The sequence below is a fragment of the Corynebacterium nuruki S6-4 genome, assembly GCF_007970465.1.
Taxonomy (GTDB): domain Bacteria; phylum Actinomycetota; class Actinomycetes; order Mycobacteriales; family Mycobacteriaceae; genus Corynebacterium; species Corynebacterium nuruki.
In genome coordinates, this window is sequence record NZ_CP042429.1 from 1,704,303 (window position 1) to 1,724,868 (window position 20,566).

Here is a 20,566-nt window from a genome sequence, read left to right on the forward strand (position 1 = left end):
CCGCCGTCTTCTGTCATGCGGGCCGGCGCAGGGTGGGCACGAGGTGGCGGAAGTCATCCGACGTCCTCTCCGGGCCGCTGGGGTCAATAATACGCGGTTCCAATGGGCCCGCAACATCTAATTGGTTTATACCTATCTTGGGTGTGCGGACCGATAAGTACTGTCCTCCCCGGTGTTAGACTTTTCCCGTGCGAGACATCTTCCCCCGCCGCAGCCGGCAGCGCCGCGGTACGGCCACCCCCGACACCACCGGGGCCACCACCGGCGTCAGCCGCGCCACCGACCCGGAACCGCGGCAGAGTGCGCGGGACGCCGCCGTCACCGACCTCGCCCTCCGCGCCGCCCGCGGCGACCGACGCGCCCTCACCGACTTCATCGAGGCCACCCACGGCGACGTCTGGCGGCTCCTCGCCCACCTCGCGGACGCCGACCGTGCCGACGACCTCACCCAGGAGACCTACCTCCGCGTGATGGGTGCGCTCCCCCGCTTCGCCGCCCGGTCCAGTGCACGGACCTGGCTGCTCTCCCTCGCCCACCGGGTGTGGGTCGACAGCGTCCGCCATGATCTCGCCCGGCCGCGCAAATCCGTCGAACAGTGGGAGGATGCCGCCGCGCGCACCGCGTCCCCTGACACGGCCGGCGGCCAGGCCTGGGCCGAACTCGCGGACGCCCGTGCCATGCTCGACGGACTCTCGTCTGAACGGCGCGAGGCGCTCATCCTCACCCAGGTACTCGGCTACACGTACGCCGAGGCCGCGGAAATCTGTGATGTCCGGGTCGGGACCATCCGGTCCCGCGTCGCCCGGGCCCGTGCCGACATGGCCGACATGGCAGACACGACCGGCACAACCGGCAGGACCGGTACAGCCTCGGAGACCCGCCGACCCGGCGGCCATCTGCGCGAGGCCTGATCCCCCGGGGCCGACCTAGCGGTGCAGCGACCGGTAGAACACCAGGCCGTTGCCCTCGGTGTCGTAGACGACCGCGCGGCGCTCGTGGGCGTCGTCGTGCGCGGCCTGGACGACCGCACCCCCGTTGTCGTCGACCAGTGCGGCGTCCCGGTCCGGGTCATCGGTCTTGATGCCCACGACGACCTTGCCCGGGATCGGGTGGTCGTCCTTCGTCGCCAGCGCCAGGGTGACCTGGCCGGCATCGAGGGCGGCGAAGTGGGAACCGTCGCGGAACTTCAGCGGGAAGCCGAGGACCTCGGTGTAGAAGGTGACGGACTCGTCGATGTTCTCGGTGGACAGGAAGATGAACTTCACGTCGCGGGTGGCGGCATCATCGGCCATGGGATTCTCCTTTACAGGTGCGGTTTCAGTGACGTCCCCCGACTGTAGTCCCGGTCACTCCCACCCTGACGGATTCCGTTCCCCCCGAACGGGAGAGCTACATTGGACCTCATGGTCGACAACAGGGCACTGCTCTTCCTCTCCTTCGGTGGACCCGACAGGGAGGAGGACGTCATCCCCTTCCTGCAGAACGTCACGCACGGTCGGGGCATCCCACCGGAACGGCTCGCCGAGGTGGGGAAACACTACTTCACGATGGGTGGGAAGAGCCCGATCAACGGGCAGAACCTCCACATGATCGACGATCTGCGGGCGCTGATCGCCGAGCGCGGTCTGGATCTCCCCGTCTACTTCGGCAACCGTAACTGGCACCCCTTCATCGAGGACGCCGTGCAGCAGATGGCCCGCGACGGTATCACCGACGTCGTCGTCTTCGCGACGTCGGCCTGGGGCGGTTACTCGGGGCACACCCAGTACCTCGAGGACATCGACCGGGCCGCGCAGGCCTGCCGGGATGCCGGGCTCACTCCGCCGACGATGACGAAGATCCCGCCGTTCCACGACCACCCCCTGCTGCTGTCCGCGTTCGCCCGGCTGCTCGACGAGGCCCGCGCGGCCATGCCCGCCGACGAGCAGGACGCCGCCCGGCTGATCTTCTGCGCCCACTCCATCCCCGTCAGCGCCGATGAGACGTCCTCGGCGGACAACACCCACCGGTATTCCGGCCAGGTGCTCACCGCCTCCCGCGAGATCCGTGAGCTGTCGAGCTTCGCGGTGGACGGTGCCGACGGCACCGATGTCGAGCAGGTGTGGCAGTCCCGGTCGGGTCCGCCGCACATCCCGTGGCTCGAGCCCGACATCTGTGACTATCTGCGGGAGACCGTCACCGCCGGCGACCGGCGACCGGTCCTGCTGTGCCCGGTGGGCTTCGTCTCCGACCACATGGAGGTGGTCTGGGACCTGGACACCGAGGCGAAGGAGACCGCGGAGGAGCTCGGGATTCCGCTGTACCGCTCCGAGACCCCCGGTTTCGCCCCGGAGTTCCCCCGGATGATCCTCGATCTGGTGCACCGGCAGTGGGAGGACATCCCCGGCGAGGACGCCTGAGCGACGGCGCACCGCTCCCCGGGCCTCCCCTGCTCCCCCGGGTGCGCGTCGAGGGGGTGGTCTGACGGGCTCAGACCACCCCCTCGACGTACACCCGGCCCGTGCCGTCGCAGCACCCGGCCGGGTGGTTTCCGTCGGGACGCCTCCCCGGAGCTAGACCAGCAGCTCCGCGATCTGGATCGTGTTGAGGGCGGCACCCTTGCGCAGGTTGTCACCGGCGACGACGAAGACCAGGCCCTTACCGTCGTCGACGGACTGGTCCTGCCGGATCCGTCCGACCAGCGACTCGTCGATCCCGGCGGCGGCGAGCGGCGTCGGCACGTCGACGACCTTCACCCCCGGCGTCCCCTCGAGCAGTGCCGTCGCCTCCGCCGGGGTGATCGCCTCGGCGAACTCGGCGTGGACGGTCATGGTGTGGCCGGTGAAGACCGGGACGCGCACACAGGTCCCGGCGACCCGCAGGTCCGGGATGTGCAGGATCTTGCGCGACTCGTTGCGCAGCTTCTGCTCCTCGTCGGTCTCCAGCGACCCGTCGTCGACGAGGTTGCCGGCGAACGGCAGCGCGTTGAAGGCGATGGGGGCGACGTACGGCCCGAAATCGTCGGCGACCAGCGCGGAACCGTCGGTGGTGAGGTCCTCGAGGTGGTCGACGTTGCCGCGGACCTGGTCGGCCAGGGCCTTCACCCCGGCGAGACCGGACCCGGAGACCGCCTGGTAGCTGGAGACATGCAGGCGGGTCAGGCCGGCCTTCGCGTGCAGCGCCCCGAGGACCGGCATGGCGGCCATGGTCGTGCAGTTCGGGTTGGCGATGATGCCCCTGGGCACGTCGTTGACGTCACCCGGGTTGACCTCCGAGACGATGAGCGGGACCTCGGGATCCTTGCGCCAGGCGCTGGAGTTGTCGACCACGGTCGCCCCGGCCTCGGCGAAGCGGGGCGCGTGCTCACGGGAGGTTCCGCCACCGGCGGAGAACAGGGCGATGTCGATGCCCTTGAGGTCCTCGGTGGGGGTCGCGGCGACGTCCTCGACGACGACCGTCGAGCCGCGGAACTCGATCTCGGTGCCGGCGGACCGGGCGGAGGCGAAGAACCGGACGGTGTCCGCCGGGAAGTTGCGCTCGGCGAGGATGGTGCGCATGACGCGGCCGACCTGGCCGGTCGCGCCGACGACGGCGAGTGTGGTCATGGTGCAGTCCTTTCTGGGGTGCGGGTTGACCGTCCGAGGGTGGTCCGGCGGGACAGAACCACCCTCGGACGGTCAACCGGGCGACGGTGTGGTGGGTGTGGCAGGTTACCGGCCGGTACCGGCGTAGACGGTGGCCTCGGTGTCGCCGCCGAGCTGGAACCGCTCGTGCAGGGCCTTGACGGCGGCGTCGAGATCGGTGTCCCGGATGAGCACGGAGATGCGGATCTCCGAGGTGGAGATGAGTTCGATGTTGATGCCGACGTCGCGCAGCGCCTCACAGAAATCGGCGGTCACACCGGGGTGCGACTTCATTCCGGCGCCGACCAGCGAAACCTTGCCGATGTGGTCGTCGAAGAGGATGGACCCGAACTTCTGGTCCTCCGACTCACCCTGCAGACCCTTGAGCAGTTCGACGGCCCGGGGGGCGTCCTCCCGCGGGCAGGTGAAGGTGATGTCGGTGAGGTTGTCGTTCACGGTCGAGATGTTCTGCAGGACCATGTCGATGTTGATCTCGGCATCCGCCAGGGTGCGGAAGACGCGGGCCGCCTCACCGGGCTTGTCGGGGATGCCGAGGACGGTGACCTTGGCCTCGGAACGGTCGTGGGCGACGCCGGTCAGGACTGCTTCTTCCACAGGAATATCCTCCACAGAGCCGGACACCAGGGTGCCGGGCTCGTTGCTGAATGACGAACGGACATGGATCGGGACGTTGAACGCGCGGGCGTACTCGACGCAGCGCAGCATCAGGATCTTGGCGCCGACGGCGGCCATCTCCAGCATCTCCTCGAAGGAGATGTGGTCGAGTTTCTGCGCGTCGTGCACGATGCGCGGGTCGGCGGTGTACACCCCGTCGACGTCGGAGTAGATCTCGCAGACGTCGGCCTTGAGCGCGGCCGCCAGGGCGACGGCGGTCGTGTCCGACCCGCCGCGGCCCAGGGTGGTGATGTCCCGGGTCTCCCGGTTCACACCCTGGAAGCCGGCGACGAGGCAGATCTTGCCCTCGTCGAGGGCGTCCTGCACCCGGCCCGGGGTGACATCGACGATGCGGGCGTTACCGTGCCGCTCCGTGGTGATCACGCCGGCCTGCGACCCGGTGAAGGACTGCGCCTCCGCCCCGAGCGAGGCGATGGCCATCGCCACCAGTGCGTTCGAGATCCGCTCGCCGGCGGTGAGGAGCATGTCCATCTCACGGCCCGGGGGGACGGGGTTGACCTGGTTGGCGAGGTCGAGGAGTTCATCGGTCGTGTCACCCATCGCCGAGCACACGACGACGACGTCGTTGCCCGCCTTCCTGGTGTCGACGATGCGCTGGGCGACCCGGCGGATACGCTCGGCGCTCTCCAGGGACGAGCCACCGTACTTCTGGACGATCAGGGCCACTGTTTGCTGCTCCACTCTCTCACGGATCGGGCCTGCACAGACCCTCCGATGGTATCAGTTGGCCGGGACGGCGACGACCGCGTGGTGCCCCCAGCCGACCGGGATGTCCGCCGTACCCCGCAGTCCCGCCGCCGCGACGGCCCGCGACAGGTCCCGTCGCGTGGGGACGGCCGTGCCGTCGAGCAGCAGCCGGGTGAGGTCCTCGCCGTAGTCGTGGTCCTCGTCCCCGGATTCGGCGAGCAGCCGCGTGACCACCACCACCGGGCAGGACGCCCCGCCGACCGTCGCCGCGGCGGTGAGCACCGACGGGACCCGGTCCGGGCCGGCCAGGGCGAACGGGTCGACGACGACGGTCACCCCGACCTGTGCGGCGTCCACGACCGCGGTGAAGGGTACGACGGTGAGCCGGTCGCGGCGTCCCTCCCCGACCTCGGCGGTGAGCCGGTCGGTCCCGGCACCCGTGTCGAGCACGGTGACCCGCAGTCCGGGGTCGTGGCGGAGCAGCTCGTCGGCGTAGACCGCCGCGGCCGTCCCTTCACCGGCACCGGCCACGGCGACGGCCGTCACGGGCGCTCCCGCGGGGCCGGCGAGTTTCCCGGCCAGGTCGGCGAAGCCGGTCGCCAGGGCGGGCGCCACCCACTGGGCGCGGGTCGCCTCGGCGTCCGCCAGGGCGTCCACCACCGCCGGATCCGCGGCGCGCAGTTCCGCCCAGGTCTGCCCCGTCGCGCCGACCGGCACCGGACGCCCGGAGCGCAGTCCCCTGTCCAGGTGCAGCCACGTCAGGTCGCGCAGCGCCTCAGGTCCGGTCAGCCGGGAGACGGGGCCGTCAGGGTCGGCGAGTTCGCGGCCCAGCGACGCCAGGCCGACCGTCGCGGTGCCGGCTGTGCCGGCTGTGCCGGCTGCGCTGTCCTCGCCGGGGTGGAGGACGACGAGGTTGAGGGTCCCGAGGTAGCGCAGGAAGCGCAGCAGGTGGCCGGGGTCCACACCGAGTGCGTCGCCGAGTGCGCTGACGGGGACGGTGCCGGCGGTGCCGGAGTTTCCCGACGCCCCCGGCATCTCAGATGCCACCGTCTCGACGGCCTCGAACAGGCCCAGTCGCGCCGCCGCGCGCAGGGCGAGTCCCGGGGTGATGTCGGCCATCTCGTGGAGCGCCATGAGCGGCGCGATGCTGGAGCCGCCGTCCCGGGCGCCGGCCGCGGCGGCACCGTCGCCGGTCGTACCGGCCGGGCTGTCGTTGACCCGCCAGTACCCGGTGATCTCGGTGTGTTCACGCGGCACCCCGGCCGCCTTCGCGAACCGGCGGATCCCCTTGAGCCGTCCCGCCTCCCCGGCGGCCCACACGAACGGGACGCCGTCCGGCAGTGCTGCCCCGGCTGCCCCGGCTGCCGTGTCACCTGCGAGGGACAGGACGTCGGCGAAGGCGTCCTGTCCTTCGGCACGGACCGACCACCGCAGGTCCAGGTCTCCGGCGCAGTCGATCTGCTGGATGTCGGCGCGCTCGGCGACCTCCACGAAGGCGCGGACGGGGTGGCCGACGGGCACCTCCTCCAGGCACCGGCCGATCGCCGGCAGTGCGGTCTCGTCCCCCACCAGCAGCAGCCATCCGGTGTGCACCGGCAGCGACCCGCAGTTCTTGGGCCCCGCGATGTACACCCTGTCGCCGGGCACCGCCGCGGCCGACCAGTCCTCCGCCAGCCCGGCGCCGTGCCGGGCGAAGTCCACGGTCAGTTCACCGTATTCGCCGGATTCAGGACGCCAGGACCGCACAGTGTAGGTCCGGAACAGGTCGTTGACCTCGGCGTTCCAGTCCAGCCGGCCGTCCGCCAACGGGGCCGGGTACGGCCGCGCACCGGTCACCGGGTCGGGGAAGATGATGCGGATGTCGTCGTCGAAGCCGTCACTGACGAGGGCGGGCACGGCCACGCCGTCCCGGGTGTGGGCGTGCAGCCCCGGCCCGCCGAAGGTGACGCGGCGCATCCCGGGGGTCACGTCCTCGACCCGGACCACCTCCAGTTCGCGCAACGAGATGGGGTAGATGTCGGTGTCTCGGCTGATACGGGGCACAGCGTCGTCCTTTCGGGGGTTTTCCGGCGGATTTCCTCGAGGGGCGGCGCCGAGCTGTAGTGACTTACCCGTCACTCACTTCCATTGAGGACAGTCTACCTTTAGTGTTGTCTGGCAGTGCTCCACGTCGGAGCCACCCTTCCGCTGACAAGGAGAATGCCCCATGACCTCCCGTTCCCTGCTCCGACCGGCCAGGGCTATCGCGGCCCTCGCCGCGACAGCCACGCTGGCGCTCGGCGTCGTCGCCTGTTCCGACGATGACTCCGATTCCGCCTCCACCTCGGGCGCCGCCGCGTCGGACGCCTCAGGTTCCTCAGGTTCCTCGGATTCCTCGGATGACAAGGGCACCTGGCCCCGCGAGGTCGACTCGGTCGTCGTCACCGACGGCAAAGCCGGCAAGGAGACCGAGAAGGTCGAGATCTCCGCCAAGCCGGAGAAGATCGTCTCCACCTCCGTGACCCTCACCGGTTCACTGCTCGCCGTGGACGCCCCCGTCGTCGCCTCCGGCGGCGCCAAGGCCGGCGCCACCTCCGACGACAAGGGCTTCTTCACCCAGTGGGCCGACAAGGCCGACCAGAAGGGTGTGAAGGCGCTCTGGCAGCTCGAACCCGACCTGCAGAAGGTCGCGGCCGAGGATCCCGACCTCATCATCGTCTCCGCCAAGGGCGCGGACGCGGCCACCGCACAGATCGCCGAGCTGAAGAAGATCGGTGCCCCGGTCGTCGTCCTCGACTACTCGGACAAGACCTGGAGCGACATCACCACCGAGCTCGGTGAAGCCACCGGCCACGAGAAGGACGCCGAGAAGGCGATCACGTCCTACAAGGACCGCGTCGCGGAGGTCAAGGACAAGATCGAGAAGCCGGAGCAGCCGGTCAATGTCGTGCTGCCCGCCCAGGACGGCAGCGGCGTGAACTACATGACCGCCGAATCCGCCCAGGGCCGCATCGTCGAAGACCTCGGCTGGGACCTCAACGTTCCCGGCGACGGCGTCGCCCGCACCGACGGCAGCTACGCCGGCCGCACCGACGTCCGCCAGGTCACCAACGAGAACGCGGACAAGGGTCTGGTCGGCAGGACCGTGCTCGGTGTGAACGCCGACGGTAAGGAGCCGGTCATCGACAAGCTCAAGGCCAACCCGCTGCTCGCCTCGACCTACGCGGTCGAGAACAACCGGGTCTTCGACCTCGACCCCAGTGCGTTCCGCGTCGACTACTTCAGTGCTCTGGAGATCCTCGACAAGATCGAGGAGTATTTCTCGAAGTGACCGCGCGTCACCGTCGTACCCACCGCACCGGCGGTGAGCGCGTCCTATAGCCTGAGTGGACGATGATGCACAGCAACGCTCTCGCTGTCGTCTTCGCCCTGCTCTCCGCGCTCACCATCGCGTGGGGGACGGTCCTGCGGCACCAGACCGCGGAACAGACCTCGGGCGACCCCGACGACGCACACGGCTCCCCCGTGCTGGCCTCACTCATGCGGCCACGCTGGTGGGGTGGTGTGCTGTGCGCACTCGCCGGCTACGGCCTGCAGATCGTCGCCCTCGGTTTCGGCACCCTGCTCGTCGTCCAGCCGGTCCTCGTCCTGTCGCTGATGTTCACCCTGCCGCTGTCCGCCCGGTTCGACGGACGCCGTGTCACCCGGGCCGAGATGTTCTGGGCCGGACTGCTGACCGTCGCCGTCGGCGTCCTCGTCATCTGGGGCAGACCCCTGCCCGGCATCTCCGTGCCACCGCTGTCCCGCTGGTTCATCGCCGTGGGCGTCGGCGTGGCCGTCATGATCGCCCTGTCCTGGTACGCGACCCGGCTGGTACCACGGGAACAGGCACTGATCCTGGGGCTCATCACCGGAGCGATCATGGGCTATGTCGCGGTCCTGTCGAAGTCCGTCGTCGACGTGTTCGTCACCGACGGAGTGGCCGGCCTCCTCGTGTGCTGGGAGTTCTACTCACTGATCGCGGCCGCCATCATCGGCACACTGGTCCAGCAGGCGAGCTTCAACGCCGGCGACCTCAAGAACTCACTGCCGGCGATGACCATCGCCGAACCCATCGTGGCCTTCGTGCTCGGCTACACCATCCTCGGCGAGAAGTTCCAGGTGGCGGGTCTCGGCTGGCTGCTGATGGGCACCGCCCTGGTGATCATGGTCTATTCGACGGTCGTTCTGTCCCGCAAGGGCGTGGACTGACAGGAACTGACAGTGCCTGACCGGTCAGATCGCGTACTCGAAGTCGATGAGCATCGCCCCGGAGACCCAGAACCCCAGGACGATCCACCCGACCACCAGCGGCACCAGCAGCCACACCCACCGGGGCCGGCGCAGCAGCACCGCGGTGAGCCGCACCACGAACGGCAGCAGGAGCAGCAGCACCGGGATCAGCAGGAGCCGCGGCCGGGAGTGCATCACCCCGTCCGACCCCAGCGTGATCGCCACGGTCACCACCGCGGGGAGCCACACCTGCCAGGGCAGCCACCGGCCCAGCAGCGGCCACAGCGACGCGACGACCAGCACCGCCACCAGGATCATCACCCAACTGGAGATGACGTAGCCGGTCATGCCGGTGACTGTCCACTGCCGCAGCCAGTCGAGGGTGGCGGCGCCGGCGTCGAAGCCCGAGTGCCAGCCCTCCTCCTGGGCGGCGAAGTAGCCGCCGACCCCGGCGGCCTGACTGTCGGCCCACAGGATGTAGCCCGCGGTCCCCACCGCCCCGAGCACCGGGGCGGCACAGGCACGCACCACCGTCCCGAGCCCGGCGCGGCGGCGTCCCGACCGGACCCAGCGCCACAGCTCCACCACCGCGCACAGGCACAGGGTGAGGATCAGCGCCGCGGCGGTGAGCCGGGTCAGCCCGGCCGCCAGGGTGAGGAGGCCGGCGGCGAGATAGCGGCGCCGCAGCATCATGATCACCGCCCACACCGTCAGCGCGGTGTACAGGGACTCGGAGTAGGGCATCCAGTAGACGACGCCCATCGGTGCGGCGGTGGCCAGGACGGTCACCACCACCGGTGTCACCAGGAGGGCGATATCGCCTGCGGGGCGTCCGGTCACCGCCGGCCACAGGTGGTCGAGGGCGAGCCGGGACACGCCCCACGCCATCACCACCGCCGCGACGACGGAGACGGTGAGGGCGGCGACCCAGGTGGCGTCCGCCCCGGACAGGCCGCCGACCGCGCCGAGGGGGGCGGCCACCCAGCGGACGAGGACTGGGTAGCCGGGGAAGAACGCGACCGACTGCCACTGGATCGGATCGCCGCCGGGTGTGCCCGCCTCCCCCACCGCGAAGCCGCCGTAGCCGAAGCGGGAGATCAGGGTCATCCACTGGGCGTCCCACTGCATGAGGATGCCGCGCAGCGACGCCCCGCGGGACGCCCCCCACGTCTGCAGGGTCACCATCTGGAGCCCCCAGACCAGCAGCGCGGTCACTCCGGACGTCACCGGGACCGCCCAGCGGGGCAGGATGCGTGGGGTCGTGGATCGGGGCTCGTTCATCTCGGCCACACAGCGTACCCGGGACCGCAGGGACGCCCCCGGATCCGGGGAACGGTGCGATGCCGGTCACAGTCGCGACTCGCACCGGTGCCGTGTCATGCGTTACACTGTGCGACGTGATCAAGAACCGCGCGCAGCTTCTCCTTCTCTGCCGCGGCGGGGTCAGGTAAAACCGACCGGCTCCCCGTCGCGGAGTTGAGTCGTGCCGGTCGGTGCAGACAACAGTTTCCACCGAACGCAAGGAGCACACCATGACCCCCACCGATTCCTTCATCTCCGCCCCGGCCCGCATCGACACGCCCGCCGGAGAGATCCCCGCCGACCAGCCCGCCTGGAACCGGCAGCGGCCCTCGCAGATGCCCGTGGCCCGCTACCAGGCGCACTTCGACGAGGTCGAGAAGTTCCAGCTGCCGGACCGCACCTGGCCGGACAAGACCATCACGAAGGCTCCGCAGTGGTGCGCCGTCGACCTGCGCGACGGCAACCAGGCCCTGATCGACCCGATGAGCCCCGAGCGCAAGCGGCGCATGTTCGAGCTGCTGGTGAAGATGGGATACAAGGAGATCGAGGTCGGTTTCCCGTCGGCGTCCCAGACCGACTTCGACTTCGTCCGCGAGATCATCGAGAAGAACATGATCCCCGACGACGTCACCATCCAGGTCCTGGTCCAGGCGCGTGAGCACCTGATCCGCCGCACCTTCGAGGCCTGCGAGGGCGCGAAGAACGTCATCGTGCACTTCTACAACTCCACGTCGATCCTGCAGCGCCGTGTGGTGTTCCGGAAGGACAAGCCGGCGATCAAGAAGCTGGCGACGGACGCCGCCGAGCTGATCAAGTCCATCGCCGTGGACTACCCGGACACGAACTGGCGCTGGGAGTACTCCCCCGAGTCCTACACCGGCACCGAGGTCGCCTACGCCAAGGAAGTATGCGACGAGGTCATCGAGATCATGGATCCGACACCGGACAACCCGATGATCATCAACCTGCCCTCCACGGTGGAGATGACCACCCCGAACGTCTACGCCGACACGATCGAGTGGATGGACCGCAACATCGCCCGCCGCGACTCGGTCCTGCTGTCCCTGCACCCGCACAACGACCGGGGCACCGGCGTGGCCACCGCCGAGCTGGGCTACATGGCCGGCGCCGACCGCATCGAGGGCTGCCTGTTCGGCAACGGTGAGCGCACCGGCAACGTCGACCTGGTCACCCTGGGACTGAACATGTTCACCCAGGGCGTGGACCCGCAGATCGACTTCTCCGACATCGAGGAGATCCGTCGCACGGTGGAGTACTGCAACCAGCTGGCCGTCCCGGAGCGTCAGCCCTACGGCGGCGACCTGGTGTTCACCGCCTTCTCCGGTTCGCACCAGGACGCCATCAACAAGGGGCTGGACGCCATGGCGGAGTCCGCCTGGCCCGGTCACCGTGCCAACGAGATCTCCGACGAGCAGTTCGCGAAGATCCTGTGGGAGGTCCCCTACCTGCCGATCGACCCGAAGGACATCGGCCGCAGCTACGAGGCCGTCATCCGCGTGAACTCGCAGTCCGGCAAGGGCGGCGTGGCCTACATCATGAAGACCGACCACGGGCTGGACCTGCCGCGCCCGATGCAGGTCGAGTTCTCCGCCGTCGTCCAGGCCGTGACCGACGCCGAGGGTGGCGAGGTCAACTCGAAGGCGATGTGGGACATCTTCTCCGGGGAGTACCTGGACCGCACCGCCCCGCTGGAGCAGATCTCCGTGACCGTCGACGGGCCGCAGACCGAGGGGTCGGAGACCAAGGTCACCGCCGACATCGAGTGGAAGGGCGAGAAGAAGACCATCCAGGGCCGCGGCAACGGTCCGCTGGCCGCCTACGCCAACGCGCTGGAGCCGCTGGGCATCGACTTCGAGGTCCAGGAGTACTCGCAGCACGCCCGGACCGCCGGTGACGACGCCGAAGCCGCCGCCTACGTCCTGGCCGAGGTCAACGGGCAGAAGATGTGGGGTGTCGGCATCGCCGGCTCCATCACCTACGCCTCCCTGAAGGCGATGACCTCCGCGGTGAACCGCAGCTACACCGAGGAGAAGGCGCCGATCGGGGTGTAGCGCTCCCCGGGTGGCCCCGGGGTCCGGTTACTTAGGCAGGGCGTCCGCCGGAACGTATGATGTCCCCTATGACTTCCTCCGGCTCCGGTGATTCCCCCGACACGTCGGGACCGGACATCCCCACCGGCAGCGGAAACCGGTCGCGGCGCCGTCGGCGCCGCCAGGTGCACCGTCGTGCCGCGCCACCGTCCCAGCAGACCGTCGAACGGTACAGCCGGTCCGGGCAGTCCGGGCAGGACACAGCTGAGACAGCCGGCCCTGCCGGTGCCGACCACAGTGCCGACCACAGCGGCGACGTCGGCACAACAGACACCGGCACGGCGCAGTCTGCGCAGCAGACCCCGGCCCAGCAGGCGAAGACACAGCAGGCGAAGGCGCAGCGCCGTAATCTGCCGCGCACCTTCCACGGCACACTGCCGTCGGTCGAGGAGGCGCCGTTCGTCGAACTGCGGCTCGCGGTCTCCGGAATCCACCCGACGACTTCGCGGATGGTGGCCTTCGCCGCCACCCTGCACGCCGCCGACGGCGACCGCGCCGTATTCACCGGCAACCGTCCGGCCTGTGCCGGCGACCCCGCCGATGACACGGGCACCTACACCGGCCTCACCGGAGTGGTGCAGCAGATCAACCCGGGTGAGGACCCCGGCCCGTGGCACCTCCACGGCTACACCGAGGCGGATCTCGGGCAGGCCCCCGGCTTCGCCACCGTCGCCCCGCTGCTCCACGAGCTGCTCGACGGCCGCACCCTGATCTGCCACGGCCGGGCGCACACCTGGGGTTTCGTCCTGCAGGAGTTCCGCCGCGCCCAGCGGGCCGCGAACCGTAACGCCCCGCGTGGCGGGAACCGGGGCCGACGGCGGGCCCCGCGGCGTCCGCGCAAGATCGCCGTGCCGGTCCCCGCCCGGATCATCGACACCCGGGCGACCGCACACCGGCAGGGCGTCCCGGTGCCTGACGTGCGGCTGCGCAGTATCAGCGCGTACTACGCCACCGCCCACGACCTCAGCGTCCCCGCCGACGCCCTGCCGGACATCGGTCCGACGGCGAGCCTCGAGCGCGCCGACATTCCGGCGGACACACTGCTGCTCGCCGACACCCGTCTCCTCTTCCCGCTGTACCGGGAACAGGAGCGGCTCGCCGACGAGGGGCTGGGCATCCTCGCCGCGGCCGATCCGGGCATCCTCACCGCCGACAAGTTCGGCCTGCAGCGCAGCACCGTCCGGGTCGAGGCGACCACCTCGCCCCGGCCGTACGGCAACCCCGGCGTCCCCGTGAGTGGTGACGACGGTGACGGCGGTGACGGCAGCGCTGACCGCCGGCTGGTCCAGGGCATGGAGTTCGTCGTCAGCCCGGACGTCGCCGAAGATCCTGACGTCCTCATCAGCGCCGGTATGCGGGCCGGGCTCGCCTACAGCGAGAAACTGAACCGGACGTCCAGCCTGGTGGTGTGCAACCGCAACCAGCCGCTGCGCGGCAAGGCGATGCACGGTCACCGCAAGAACATCCCGCTGTTCACCGACGCGGAATTCCTCGCCGCCCTCGATGACGTGGCGGCCGGTGCCCCTCCGGGGGACGAACCCGATCCACGTCCCGCCACCCCGCGCATCCCGGCGCCCCAGAAGAGCCGGGGCCGGTCCGGTGGGTCGAACCGTTCCGACGGTTCCGGCCGGGGCAACCGGGGTGGCCGGGGCTCCGGCCACGGCTCCGGCGGCAACCGCAACCGGCGGCGCCAGGGTGCCGGGAAGTCAGGGAAGTCCGGTAATTCCGGTAGTTCCGGGCCGACCGGGACATCGGGCGGCGGAAACGCCACCGGTGGCGACGATGCGGGAACCCGGAACTCCTCCCGCAGAAGTGGTGGCAGGCGCCGCCGCCGGTCCGGCGGCAACCGCCGCCCCCGACAGAACCGATCCGACAACCAGAAGAAGGGGTGATCCGTCGTGGGTCTGCTCACCTCCGTCGCGGTCCGCGCCGCAGCCGCCGCCACCTGGGCCTCCCGTAAGGCCGGGCGTGGCAACGGCGGGATGATCGGCGGCCTGGTCGCCCAGGTCATCGATCCGAAACTCATGGAGCGGCTCGGCGACGGTCGGCCGTGCGTCGTCGTCACCGGCACCAACGGCAAGTCGACGACCACCCGGATGCTCGCCGAGGCGGTCCGCACCCTCGGCACCGTCGCCACCAACGACGGCGGCGACAACATGGACGCCGGTGTGATCTCCGCCCTGCTGGCCGGCCGCTCCGCCGACCGGCTGGTCCTGGAGGTCGACGAACTGCACGTCCCCGGCATCGCCGCGAAGCTCGACTGCAACGTCCTGGTGCTGCTCAACCTCTCCCGCGACCAGCTCGACCGGGTCGGTGAGATCAACAAGATCGAGCGGGTCCTCCGCGAGTACGTGCAGGCGCACCCGGACCTCACCGTCATCGCGAACTGCGACGACGTCCAGGTCACCTCGGCCGCCTGGGACTGCCCGAATGTGGTGTGGGTCGCCGCCGGCGTCGGTTTCACCGGCGATTCGACGAGCTGTCCCCGCACCGGTGGGCCGGTCGTCCGCACGGAGAAGGCCGACGGCAGCCCCGACTGGTACGCGGTCAAGCCGCTGCCGGACGGTTCCGAGTTCCGCCGGCCCACCCCCACCTGGACCATCGGACCCGAGGGCATCACCGACCCGGCCGGGGAGGTCCTCCCGCTGGACCTGAAGATCCCCGGCAACGCCAACCGCGGCAACGCCACCCAGGCCGTCGCGGCCGCCGTGGCGCTCGGCGTCCCGGAGAAGGACGCCGTCGCCGCCGCCGAGCGGGTCGACAATGTCGCCGGCCGGTATTCCACCGTCGAGTTCGAGGGCCGGGAGGTCCACCTGCTGCTGGCGAAGAACCCGGCGGGCTGGCAGGAGGCGTTGTCGATGGTCGACCGGTCCGCCGACGGGCTCGTCATCGCCGTCAACGGCCAGGTCGCCGACGGTCAGGACCTGTCCTGGCTGTGGGACGTGCGTTTCGAGAACTTCGAGGGCATCAAGGTCGTCGCCGCCGGGGAGCGCTCCGCCGATCTCGCGGTGCGCATCGGCTACGCCGGCGTGGAGCACGAGACGGTGCCCGATGCCCTCGCCGCGCTGCGGGCCTGCCCGCGCGGGCGGGTGGAGGTCCTCGCCAACTACACGGCCTTCCGCGACCTGAAGAAGGCCCTCGACCGGGCCGGCGACAGAACAACCGGCACGGCAACCGACACGGACGGAGCTGCATCATGACTGACCTGCACATCGGCCTGGTCCTCCCCGATGTCCTCGGGACCTACGGCGACGACGGCAACGCCCTGGTGCTGCGGCAGCGCGCCCGGATGCGCGGCATCTCCGCCGAGATCCACCGCATCACGCTCGCCGACGCGGTGCCCGAGTTCCTCGACGTCTACACCGTCGGTGGTGGTGAGGACGTCGCCCAGATCCTCGCCGCCGACCACCTCCGTACCGACGGCGGCATCATCCGTGCGGCGGACGCGGGGCGTCCGGTCCTCGCCATCTGTGCCGGACTGCAGGTCTTCGGCCGTTCCTTCCACGCCGACGGCCGGGTCATCGAGGGGCTCGGTCTCATCGATGCGACGACCTCGCAGCTGCAGCACCGCATGATCGGCGAACTCCGGTCCGCACCGTCCGCCCCCGGCTTCGGCATCCCCGGCGACGACACGGCGCTGGTGGAGCCGCTGACCGGGTTCGCCAACCACCAGGGTGCGACAATTCTCGGGCAGGACGCCACCCCGCTGGGGTATGTCCTCGAGGGGACCGGCAACACCGATCCGCATGCGGCGCTGACCGCCGGGCTGGACTACGACGAATGCAAGAAGCAGGTCTATTACGAGGGTGCGGTGCAGGGGTCGGTCATCGCCACCTACATGCACGGTCCGGTGCTGGCGCGGAACCCGCAGCTCGCGGATCTGCTGCTGGCCCGGGCGACCGGACAGTCGGTGGCGGAACTGCCGCCGCTGGACGGGGACTTCGCCATCCAGCTGGACGCCGAGGTCGAGCAGCTGCGCGCGGAGCGACTCAAGGCGTAGGGGTATTTTCCGGGGAGGTTGAGGCTCCGTTGGGCCCGATTCCCGGTCCGGGTCTCAGCGCGGTCGGCGCCGGTGCCGGGTTCACGAACCGAGAGGTCACGCGCCGCCCGGGCGGTCGGGTTCACGAACCGAGGGGTCGGTCATAACCCGGGGCGGTCGGGTTCACGAACCGAGGTGATGCCTGAGGACCCGAAAAACCGCCTGTCGGTTCGTTCCGCGGACATCGGGGTCAGCGCCGGGGTCAGTGTCACCCCACGGGTGGGGTATCAGAGGCGTACCGGTACCCGCAGTCGGTCAGCTTGGCGTGGCCGGCTGTGCAGTGGCCGGTTGTGCAGTGGCCGGTTGTGTGGTGACCGGCGACGGGAACAGCCGGGCGTAGAGGTCGTCGTCGACGTGGATGAGATCTCCCCGGTCACTGTCCCGGTCGCTGTCCCGGTCACCGGCCCGACGGGATGTCCGACCCGGTACGTGGACGCCGTACCCCGCGTCCAGCCGGTCGAGATGGGCTGCCAGCCGCGCGGGAAACCCTGCGTCACCGAAGGCTGCGGGATCCAGGGCCAGGATGAACAGGCCGATGGCCGGGCTCCGCCCACCGTCGAGGAACGACGGGGCGTCCAGTGACCAGAGTCCGCCGGCGAGTCCGGCGAGCACCTCCACCAGCAGCCCGAGGTTGCCCATCCGGTGCCCGCCGTCGGGGAGCAGGGCGCCGTCGAGTGCCGCTGCGGGATCCGTCGTCGGCCGGCCGGCGGCGTCCACCGCCCATTGTCCAGGGATGTCCCGGCCGTGCCTGGCGTAGTCCCGCACCGTGACATAGGCGGTGGGGCTCACCGCCTGGTCGATGAGCAGGGGGCGGTCCCCGGTGGGGGCAGCGAAGGACAACGGGTTGGTGCCGATGACCGGCCTGCCCGACGGCCCCAGGGCGACCGAGGCATTGGCGTTGGCGACGGCGAGTGCGACGTAGCCGCGGTCGGCGAGCCGGGCCGTGTAGTCCCCGAGTTCGCCGGCGGTGTACGCATTACCGACGGTCAGGACGCCGGTGCCGGCACTCTGCACCGCGGCGACGAGGTCGGGGACCGCGGCGTCGAAGGCCCGTTGGGTGGTGCCGCCGCGGGCGTTGACCCGGACCACCGCGCCGCGGACCGTGATGTCGGGGGCCGCGGTGCCGTCGATGGCACCGGCGTGCAGGGCATCGAGGTAGTCGGGCAGATGTGCCACCCCGACAGCGGACCGGCCCCGTTGTTCAGCACGGACGGTGGCTTCCGCGAGCGAACGGGATGTGGCGCGGTCCGCCCCGGCCTGGAGCGCTGCTGTCGTGCAGAGTGTGAGCAGCTCCCCGGTGGTGAGTTCCACGGGTCACCTCCTTCGTACGAGGACGCCGGTGCGGTGCACCTTCCCCACGGCGGGTGTCAGAAGTCTGGGGTGGTCCACCACATCGGCATTCTGTGATGTGTGATCACACATCACACTAGCGGGTCTGTGACCGACGACACAAGGGTGCGGAACCAGTTTTTCCGGACAACCAGTCTGACCTGGGAACATAAGACTCTTCTTGACAGACGGTTCCCCTCCTGAAACCATGACTGGCAACTCCACGGCGGGTGTCACCCAAACCGATGGAGCTTTCATGGACCTCATCACGAAGATCAGCGACTGGATCTGGAATCCGCTGGCCTACTTCGCCCTCGCAGTCGGCCTCCTGTTCACATTCATCACCCGGGGCGTCCAGTTCCGCCGGCTCCCGGACATGATCCGCCAGCTCAGGCAGTCGGATTCCGGTGACGGTGGACTCTCCTCGTTCCAGACTCTCGCACTGACCCTGTCCAGCCGCGTCGGCGTGGGCAGTATCGCCGGCGTCGCGACCGCCATCACCATGGGCGGACCCGGCGCGATGCTCTGGCTCGCCGTCACCGGTCTGCTCGGTTCAACCTGCGCCTACGCGGAAGCCGTTCTCGCGCAGACCTTCAAACGCCGGATCCACGGCGAGGACCGCGGCGGCATGCCCTACTACATCCGCCACGGCCTCAAGGCGCCCGGCCTCGCCGCGACAATCGCCTTCACCGCCATGATCGGCTACGGCTTCGTCTTCCCCGGTATCCAGGCCAACAACATCGCCTCGTCGATGAACCAGGCGTTCAGCATGCCGTCCTGGCTCACGGGCCTGATCATCACGGCCGTTCTCGGCATCGTCGTCGTCGGCGGAACGAAGCGGATCGTCAACGTCGCCCAGACCGTGGTCCCGTTCATGGCGATCGGTTACCTGCTGGTCGCGGCCGTCATCATCTGCGCCAACATCTCGCAGGTCCCCGACGCCCTCCGCATGATCGTCATGGCCGGCATGGGCACCGACCAGCTCTTCGGCGGCCTGGTCGGGTTCGCCGTGGCCTGGGGTGTGCGGCGCGCGGTCTTCGCCTCCGCCACCGGTTTCGGTGAAGGGACGTTCTCCGCCGCGGCAGCGAACACCACCCACCCCGGCAAGCAGGGCATCATCCAGGCCTTCAGCATCTACATCGACCTGTTCATGATCTGCACCGCCACCGGTCTGATGATCATGGTGACCGGCAGCTACAACGTCCAGGACCCCGCCGGCGGATTCCTCGTCGAGGGTGCCCCGGGGATGATCCCCGGACCCAACTTCGTCCAGCAGGCCATCGACTCGACCTTCAACGGGTTCGGCAGCATCTTCGTCGCCTTCGCCGTCCTGCTCTTCGCGTTCACCTCGCAGGTGTTCTTCTACTACGTCGCCACGACGAACCTCATCTTCCTGCTCGGCGAGAAGCGCAACCGCGTCCTCGAGGGTGCGGTGAAGATCGGGGCCCTGGCCATCGCCTTCATCGGGTCCGTCATCAGCGCGGACGCCATCTGGGCCATCGGCGACATCGGTTACGCACTGCTGGCCTGGATGAACATGATCGCCGTCGTCCTGCTCACCCCGGTCGTCCGGAGGATCGTCCGGGACTACGACGCCCAGCGGAAGGCCGGGGTGGACCCGGTGTTCACCCCGGGTGACCTCGGGATCACGGGTGCCACCTGGTGGGAGAACGAGTTCCTCGAACGACGGACGTCCGGCGCCGACCCGGCTGCCACGGCGACTGCGGCGACAGCGGCGACAGACGACACCCCGGATGACCCGTCCCCTGAACTGACCCTGGAAAGGGAGGCACAGTGACCCGTCAGCTCACGGACAACTCCTCCGGCACCTCCGCTGGCACGGCTATACTCAGCCGTATGCCGCTGACACGACTCGATACCGCGACCCGTGTGGGAGACCAGGCATTCGAGGCGTTGCAGAACGCGATCACCACCGGGGAGTACGCCGCCGGTGACCGGCTGCAGATCCGCGCACTGGCGGACCAGCTCGGCATCAGTGTGATGCCGGTCCGGGAGGCCATCAAGCGGCTCGAGGAGATCGGGCTGGTCGAGACAGCTCCCTACCGCGGCGCGGTGGTCAAGGAATTCACCCCGCAGGAGCTGCTCGACATCTACAGTGTCCGACGGCTGCTCGAACCGGAGGCCGCGCGCCTCGGAGCGGCCGCCGCCACGGCTGCGGTGGTCACGGACCTCGACGAGCTGCTGGCCACGATGGAGGAGGCACTCACCGACGGTGATGTGCTGCGCTACCTCGACGTGGACGAGGAGATCCTCATGACCCTGTACCAGGCCGCGGGCAATCCCGTCCTGGAGGAGACCATCCAGTCGTTGTGGATCCGGTGCCGCCACTACAAGATCCTCGGTGCCCGGAAGACGGTCCTCCCCGCCCGTGGGGCGGTCCCGCCCGAGCTCGTGTCCCGGCAGCGCGAGCTGGTCGCCGCCGCCCGCAACGGTGACGGAGACGCCGCCGCCACCGTTTCAACGGCCTCGCTCGATGAGGCGATGGAACGGATCCGGACGTCCTTCAGCACCGACTGACGATCACCTGA

General features: G+C 69.7%; 16 protein-coding genes. 10 read left to right on the forward strand and 6 right to left on the reverse strand.

Features of this window, described 5'->3' with window-relative positions; genetic code table 11:
• Positions 1 to 188: 188 nt before the first annotated feature.
• The gene (locus FSW06_RS07680; protein WP_010121066.1) at positions 189 to 911 is read left to right on the forward strand and encodes an RNA polymerase sigma factor; all 723 of its coding nucleotides are present in this window, start codon (positions 189 to 191) and stop codon (positions 909 to 911) included.
• 15 nt (positions 912 to 926) lie between these two features.
• On the opposite strand, the gene FSW06_RS07685 is transcribed toward FSW06_RS07680, so the two are convergent.
• The gene (locus FSW06_RS07685) at positions 927 to 1,292 is read right to left on the reverse strand and encodes a VOC family protein (RefSeq protein ID WP_010121068.1); all 366 of its coding nucleotides are present in this window, start codon (positions 1,290 to 1,292) and stop codon (positions 927 to 929) included.
• Positions 1,293 to 1,403: 111 nt separating this feature from the next.
• Here FSW06_RS07685 and FSW06_RS07690 point away from each other — a divergent pair, with 111 nt between their 5' ends.
• The gene (locus FSW06_RS07690) at positions 1,404 to 2,399 is read left to right on the forward strand and encodes a ferrochelatase (protein WP_010121069.1); all 996 of its coding nucleotides are present in this window, start codon (positions 1,404 to 1,406) and stop codon (positions 2,397 to 2,399) included.
• A gap of 153 nt (positions 2,400 to 2,552) precedes the next feature.
• Here FSW06_RS07690 and FSW06_RS07695 read toward each other — a convergent pair whose 3' ends face one another.
• From FSW06_RS07695 to FSW06_RS07705, 3 genes are all read right to left on the reverse strand, one after another.
• Positions 2,553 to 3,584, reverse strand: a complete 1,032-nt coding sequence (locus tag FSW06_RS07695; RefSeq protein ID WP_010121070.1) for an aspartate-semialdehyde dehydrogenase — start codon at positions 3,582 to 3,584, stop codon at positions 2,553 to 2,555.
• Between the two features lie 105 nt (positions 3,585 to 3,689).
• Positions 3,690 to 4,964 (reverse strand): aspartate kinase, encoded by a 1,275-nt coding sequence (locus FSW06_RS07700; protein ID WP_010121071.1) that lies wholly within the window; start codon positions 4,962 to 4,964, stop codon positions 3,690 to 3,692.
• 54 nt (positions 4,965 to 5,018) lie between these two features.
• A complete protein-coding gene (locus FSW06_RS07705; RefSeq protein ID WP_010121072.1) occupies positions 5,019 to 7,028 on the reverse strand; it encodes a siderophore-interacting protein in 2,010 nt (669 codons plus the stop codon).
• Between the two features lie 163 nt (positions 7,029 to 7,191).
• On the opposite strand from FSW06_RS07705, the gene fepB reads away from it, so the two are divergent.
• Together fepB and FSW06_RS07715 are read left to right on the forward strand one after the other, a co-directional pair.
• Positions 7,192 to 8,295, forward strand: a complete 1,104-nt coding sequence (gene fepB / locus FSW06_RS07710; protein ID WP_010121074.1) for a Fe2+-enterobactin ABC transporter substrate-binding protein — start codon at positions 7,192 to 7,194, stop codon at positions 8,293 to 8,295.
• Positions 8,296 to 8,360: 65 nt separating this feature from the next.
• Positions 8,361 to 9,215, forward strand: coding sequence for a DMT family transporter (locus FSW06_RS07715; RefSeq protein ID WP_040430414.1), 855 nt, complete (start codon positions 8,361 to 8,363; stop codon positions 9,213 to 9,215).
• 24 nt (positions 9,216 to 9,239) lie between these two features.
• Here FSW06_RS07715 and FSW06_RS07720 read toward each other — a convergent pair whose 3' ends face one another.
• Positions 9,240 to 10,517 carry a hypothetical protein gene (locus FSW06_RS07720; protein WP_139024505.1) on the reverse strand — a complete coding sequence of 426 codons (1,278 nt, stop codon included), beginning with the start codon at positions 10,515 to 10,517 and terminating at the stop codon, positions 9,240 to 9,242.
• A 251-nt stretch (positions 10,518 to 10,768) separates the two neighbouring features.
• Here FSW06_RS07720 and leuA point away from each other — a divergent pair, with 251 nt between their 5' ends.
• The 4 genes from leuA to FSW06_RS07740 all read left to right on the forward strand — a co-directional run bounded on the left by leuA (position 10,769) and on the right by FSW06_RS07740 (position 16,649).
• The gene (gene leuA / locus FSW06_RS07725) at positions 10,769 to 12,610 is read left to right on the forward strand and encodes a 2-isopropylmalate synthase (RefSeq protein WP_010121080.1); all 1,842 of its coding nucleotides are present in this window, start codon (positions 10,769 to 10,771) and stop codon (positions 12,608 to 12,610) included.
• A gap of 68 nt (positions 12,611 to 12,678) precedes the next feature.
• Positions 12,679 to 14,541 (forward strand): DNA polymerase III subunit epsilon, encoded by a 1,863-nt coding sequence (locus FSW06_RS07730; protein ID WP_010121081.1) that lies wholly within the window; start codon positions 12,679 to 12,681, stop codon positions 14,539 to 14,541.
• Positions 14,542 to 14,547: 6 nt separating this feature from the next.
• Complete coding sequence (locus FSW06_RS07735; RefSeq protein WP_010121082.1) at positions 14,548 to 15,849, forward strand: DUF1727 domain-containing protein; 1,302 nt, start codon at positions 14,548 to 14,550, stop codon at positions 15,847 to 15,849.
• Entirely contained in the window at positions 15,846 to 16,649 is an 804-nt protein-coding gene (locus FSW06_RS07740; protein ID WP_010121083.1) for a type 1 glutamine amidotransferase, read from the forward strand. Before FSW06_RS07735 ends, FSW06_RS07740 begins: the two co-directional genes overlap by 4 nt.
• A 294-nt stretch (positions 16,650 to 16,943) precedes the next feature.
• On the opposite strand, the gene FSW06_RS07745 is transcribed toward FSW06_RS07740, so the two are convergent.
• A complete protein-coding gene (locus FSW06_RS07745) occupies positions 16,944 to 17,999 on the reverse strand; it encodes an Ldh family oxidoreductase (RefSeq protein ID WP_010121085.1) in 1,056 nt (351 codons plus the stop codon).
• A gap of 274 nt (positions 18,000 to 18,273) precedes the next feature.
• On the opposite strand from FSW06_RS07745, the gene FSW06_RS07750 reads away from it, so the two are divergent.
• Together FSW06_RS07750 and FSW06_RS07755 are read left to right on the forward strand one after the other, a co-directional pair.
• Positions 18,274 to 19,815: an alanine/glycine:cation symporter family protein gene (locus FSW06_RS07750; RefSeq protein WP_010121087.1), complete on the forward strand. Its 1,542-nt coding sequence runs from the start codon at positions 18,274 to 18,276 to the stop codon at positions 19,813 to 19,815.
• Between the two features lie 59 nt (positions 19,816 to 19,874).
• The gene (locus FSW06_RS07755) at positions 19,875 to 20,555 is read left to right on the forward strand and encodes a GntR family transcriptional regulator (protein WP_029449706.1); all 681 of its coding nucleotides are present in this window, start codon (positions 19,875 to 19,877) and stop codon (positions 20,553 to 20,555) included.
• Positions 20,556 to 20,566: the final 11 nt, after the last annotated feature.

Excerpts from the sequence above, each read along its gene's own strand:
- FSW06_RS07690 (WP_010121069.1), top strand. The coding sequence starts at position 1,404 with ATGGTCGACAACAGGGCACTGCTCTTCCTCTCCTTCGGTGGACCCGAC.
- FSW06_RS07740 (WP_010121083.1), top strand. The coding sequence starts at position 15,846 with ATGACTGACCTGCACATCGGCCTGGTCCTCCCCGATGTCCTCGGGACC.
- FSW06_RS07685 (WP_010121068.1), bottom strand. The coding sequence starts at position 1,292 with ATGGCCGATGATGCCGCCACCCGCGACGTGAAGTTCATCTTCCTGTCC.
- FSW06_RS07695 (WP_010121070.1), bottom strand. The coding sequence starts at position 3,584 with ATGACCACACTCGCCGTCGTCGGCGCGACCGGCCAGGTCGGCCGCGTC.
- FSW06_RS07715 (WP_040430414.1), top strand. The coding sequence starts at position 8,361 with ATGCACAGCAACGCTCTCGCTGTCGTCTTCGCCCTGCTCTCCGCGCTC.
- fepB (WP_010121074.1), top strand. The coding sequence starts at position 7,192 with ATGACCTCCCGTTCCCTGCTCCGACCGGCCAGGGCTATCGCGGCCCTC.
- FSW06_RS07720 (WP_139024505.1), bottom strand. The coding sequence starts at position 10,517 with ATGAACGAGCCCCGATCCACGACCCCACGCATCCTGCCCCGCTGGGCG.
- FSW06_RS07750 (WP_010121087.1), top strand. The coding sequence starts at position 18,274 with ATGGACCTCATCACGAAGATCAGCGACTGGATCTGGAATCCGCTGGCC.
- FSW06_RS07755 (WP_029449706.1), top strand. The coding sequence starts at position 19,875 with ATGCCGCTGACACGACTCGATACCGCGACCCGTGTGGGAGACCAGGCA.
- FSW06_RS07730 (WP_010121081.1), top strand. The coding sequence starts at position 12,679 with ATGACTTCCTCCGGCTCCGGTGATTCCCCCGACACGTCGGGACCGGAC.
- leuA (WP_010121080.1), top strand. The coding sequence starts at position 10,769 with ATGACCCCCACCGATTCCTTCATCTCCGCCCCGGCCCGCATCGACACG.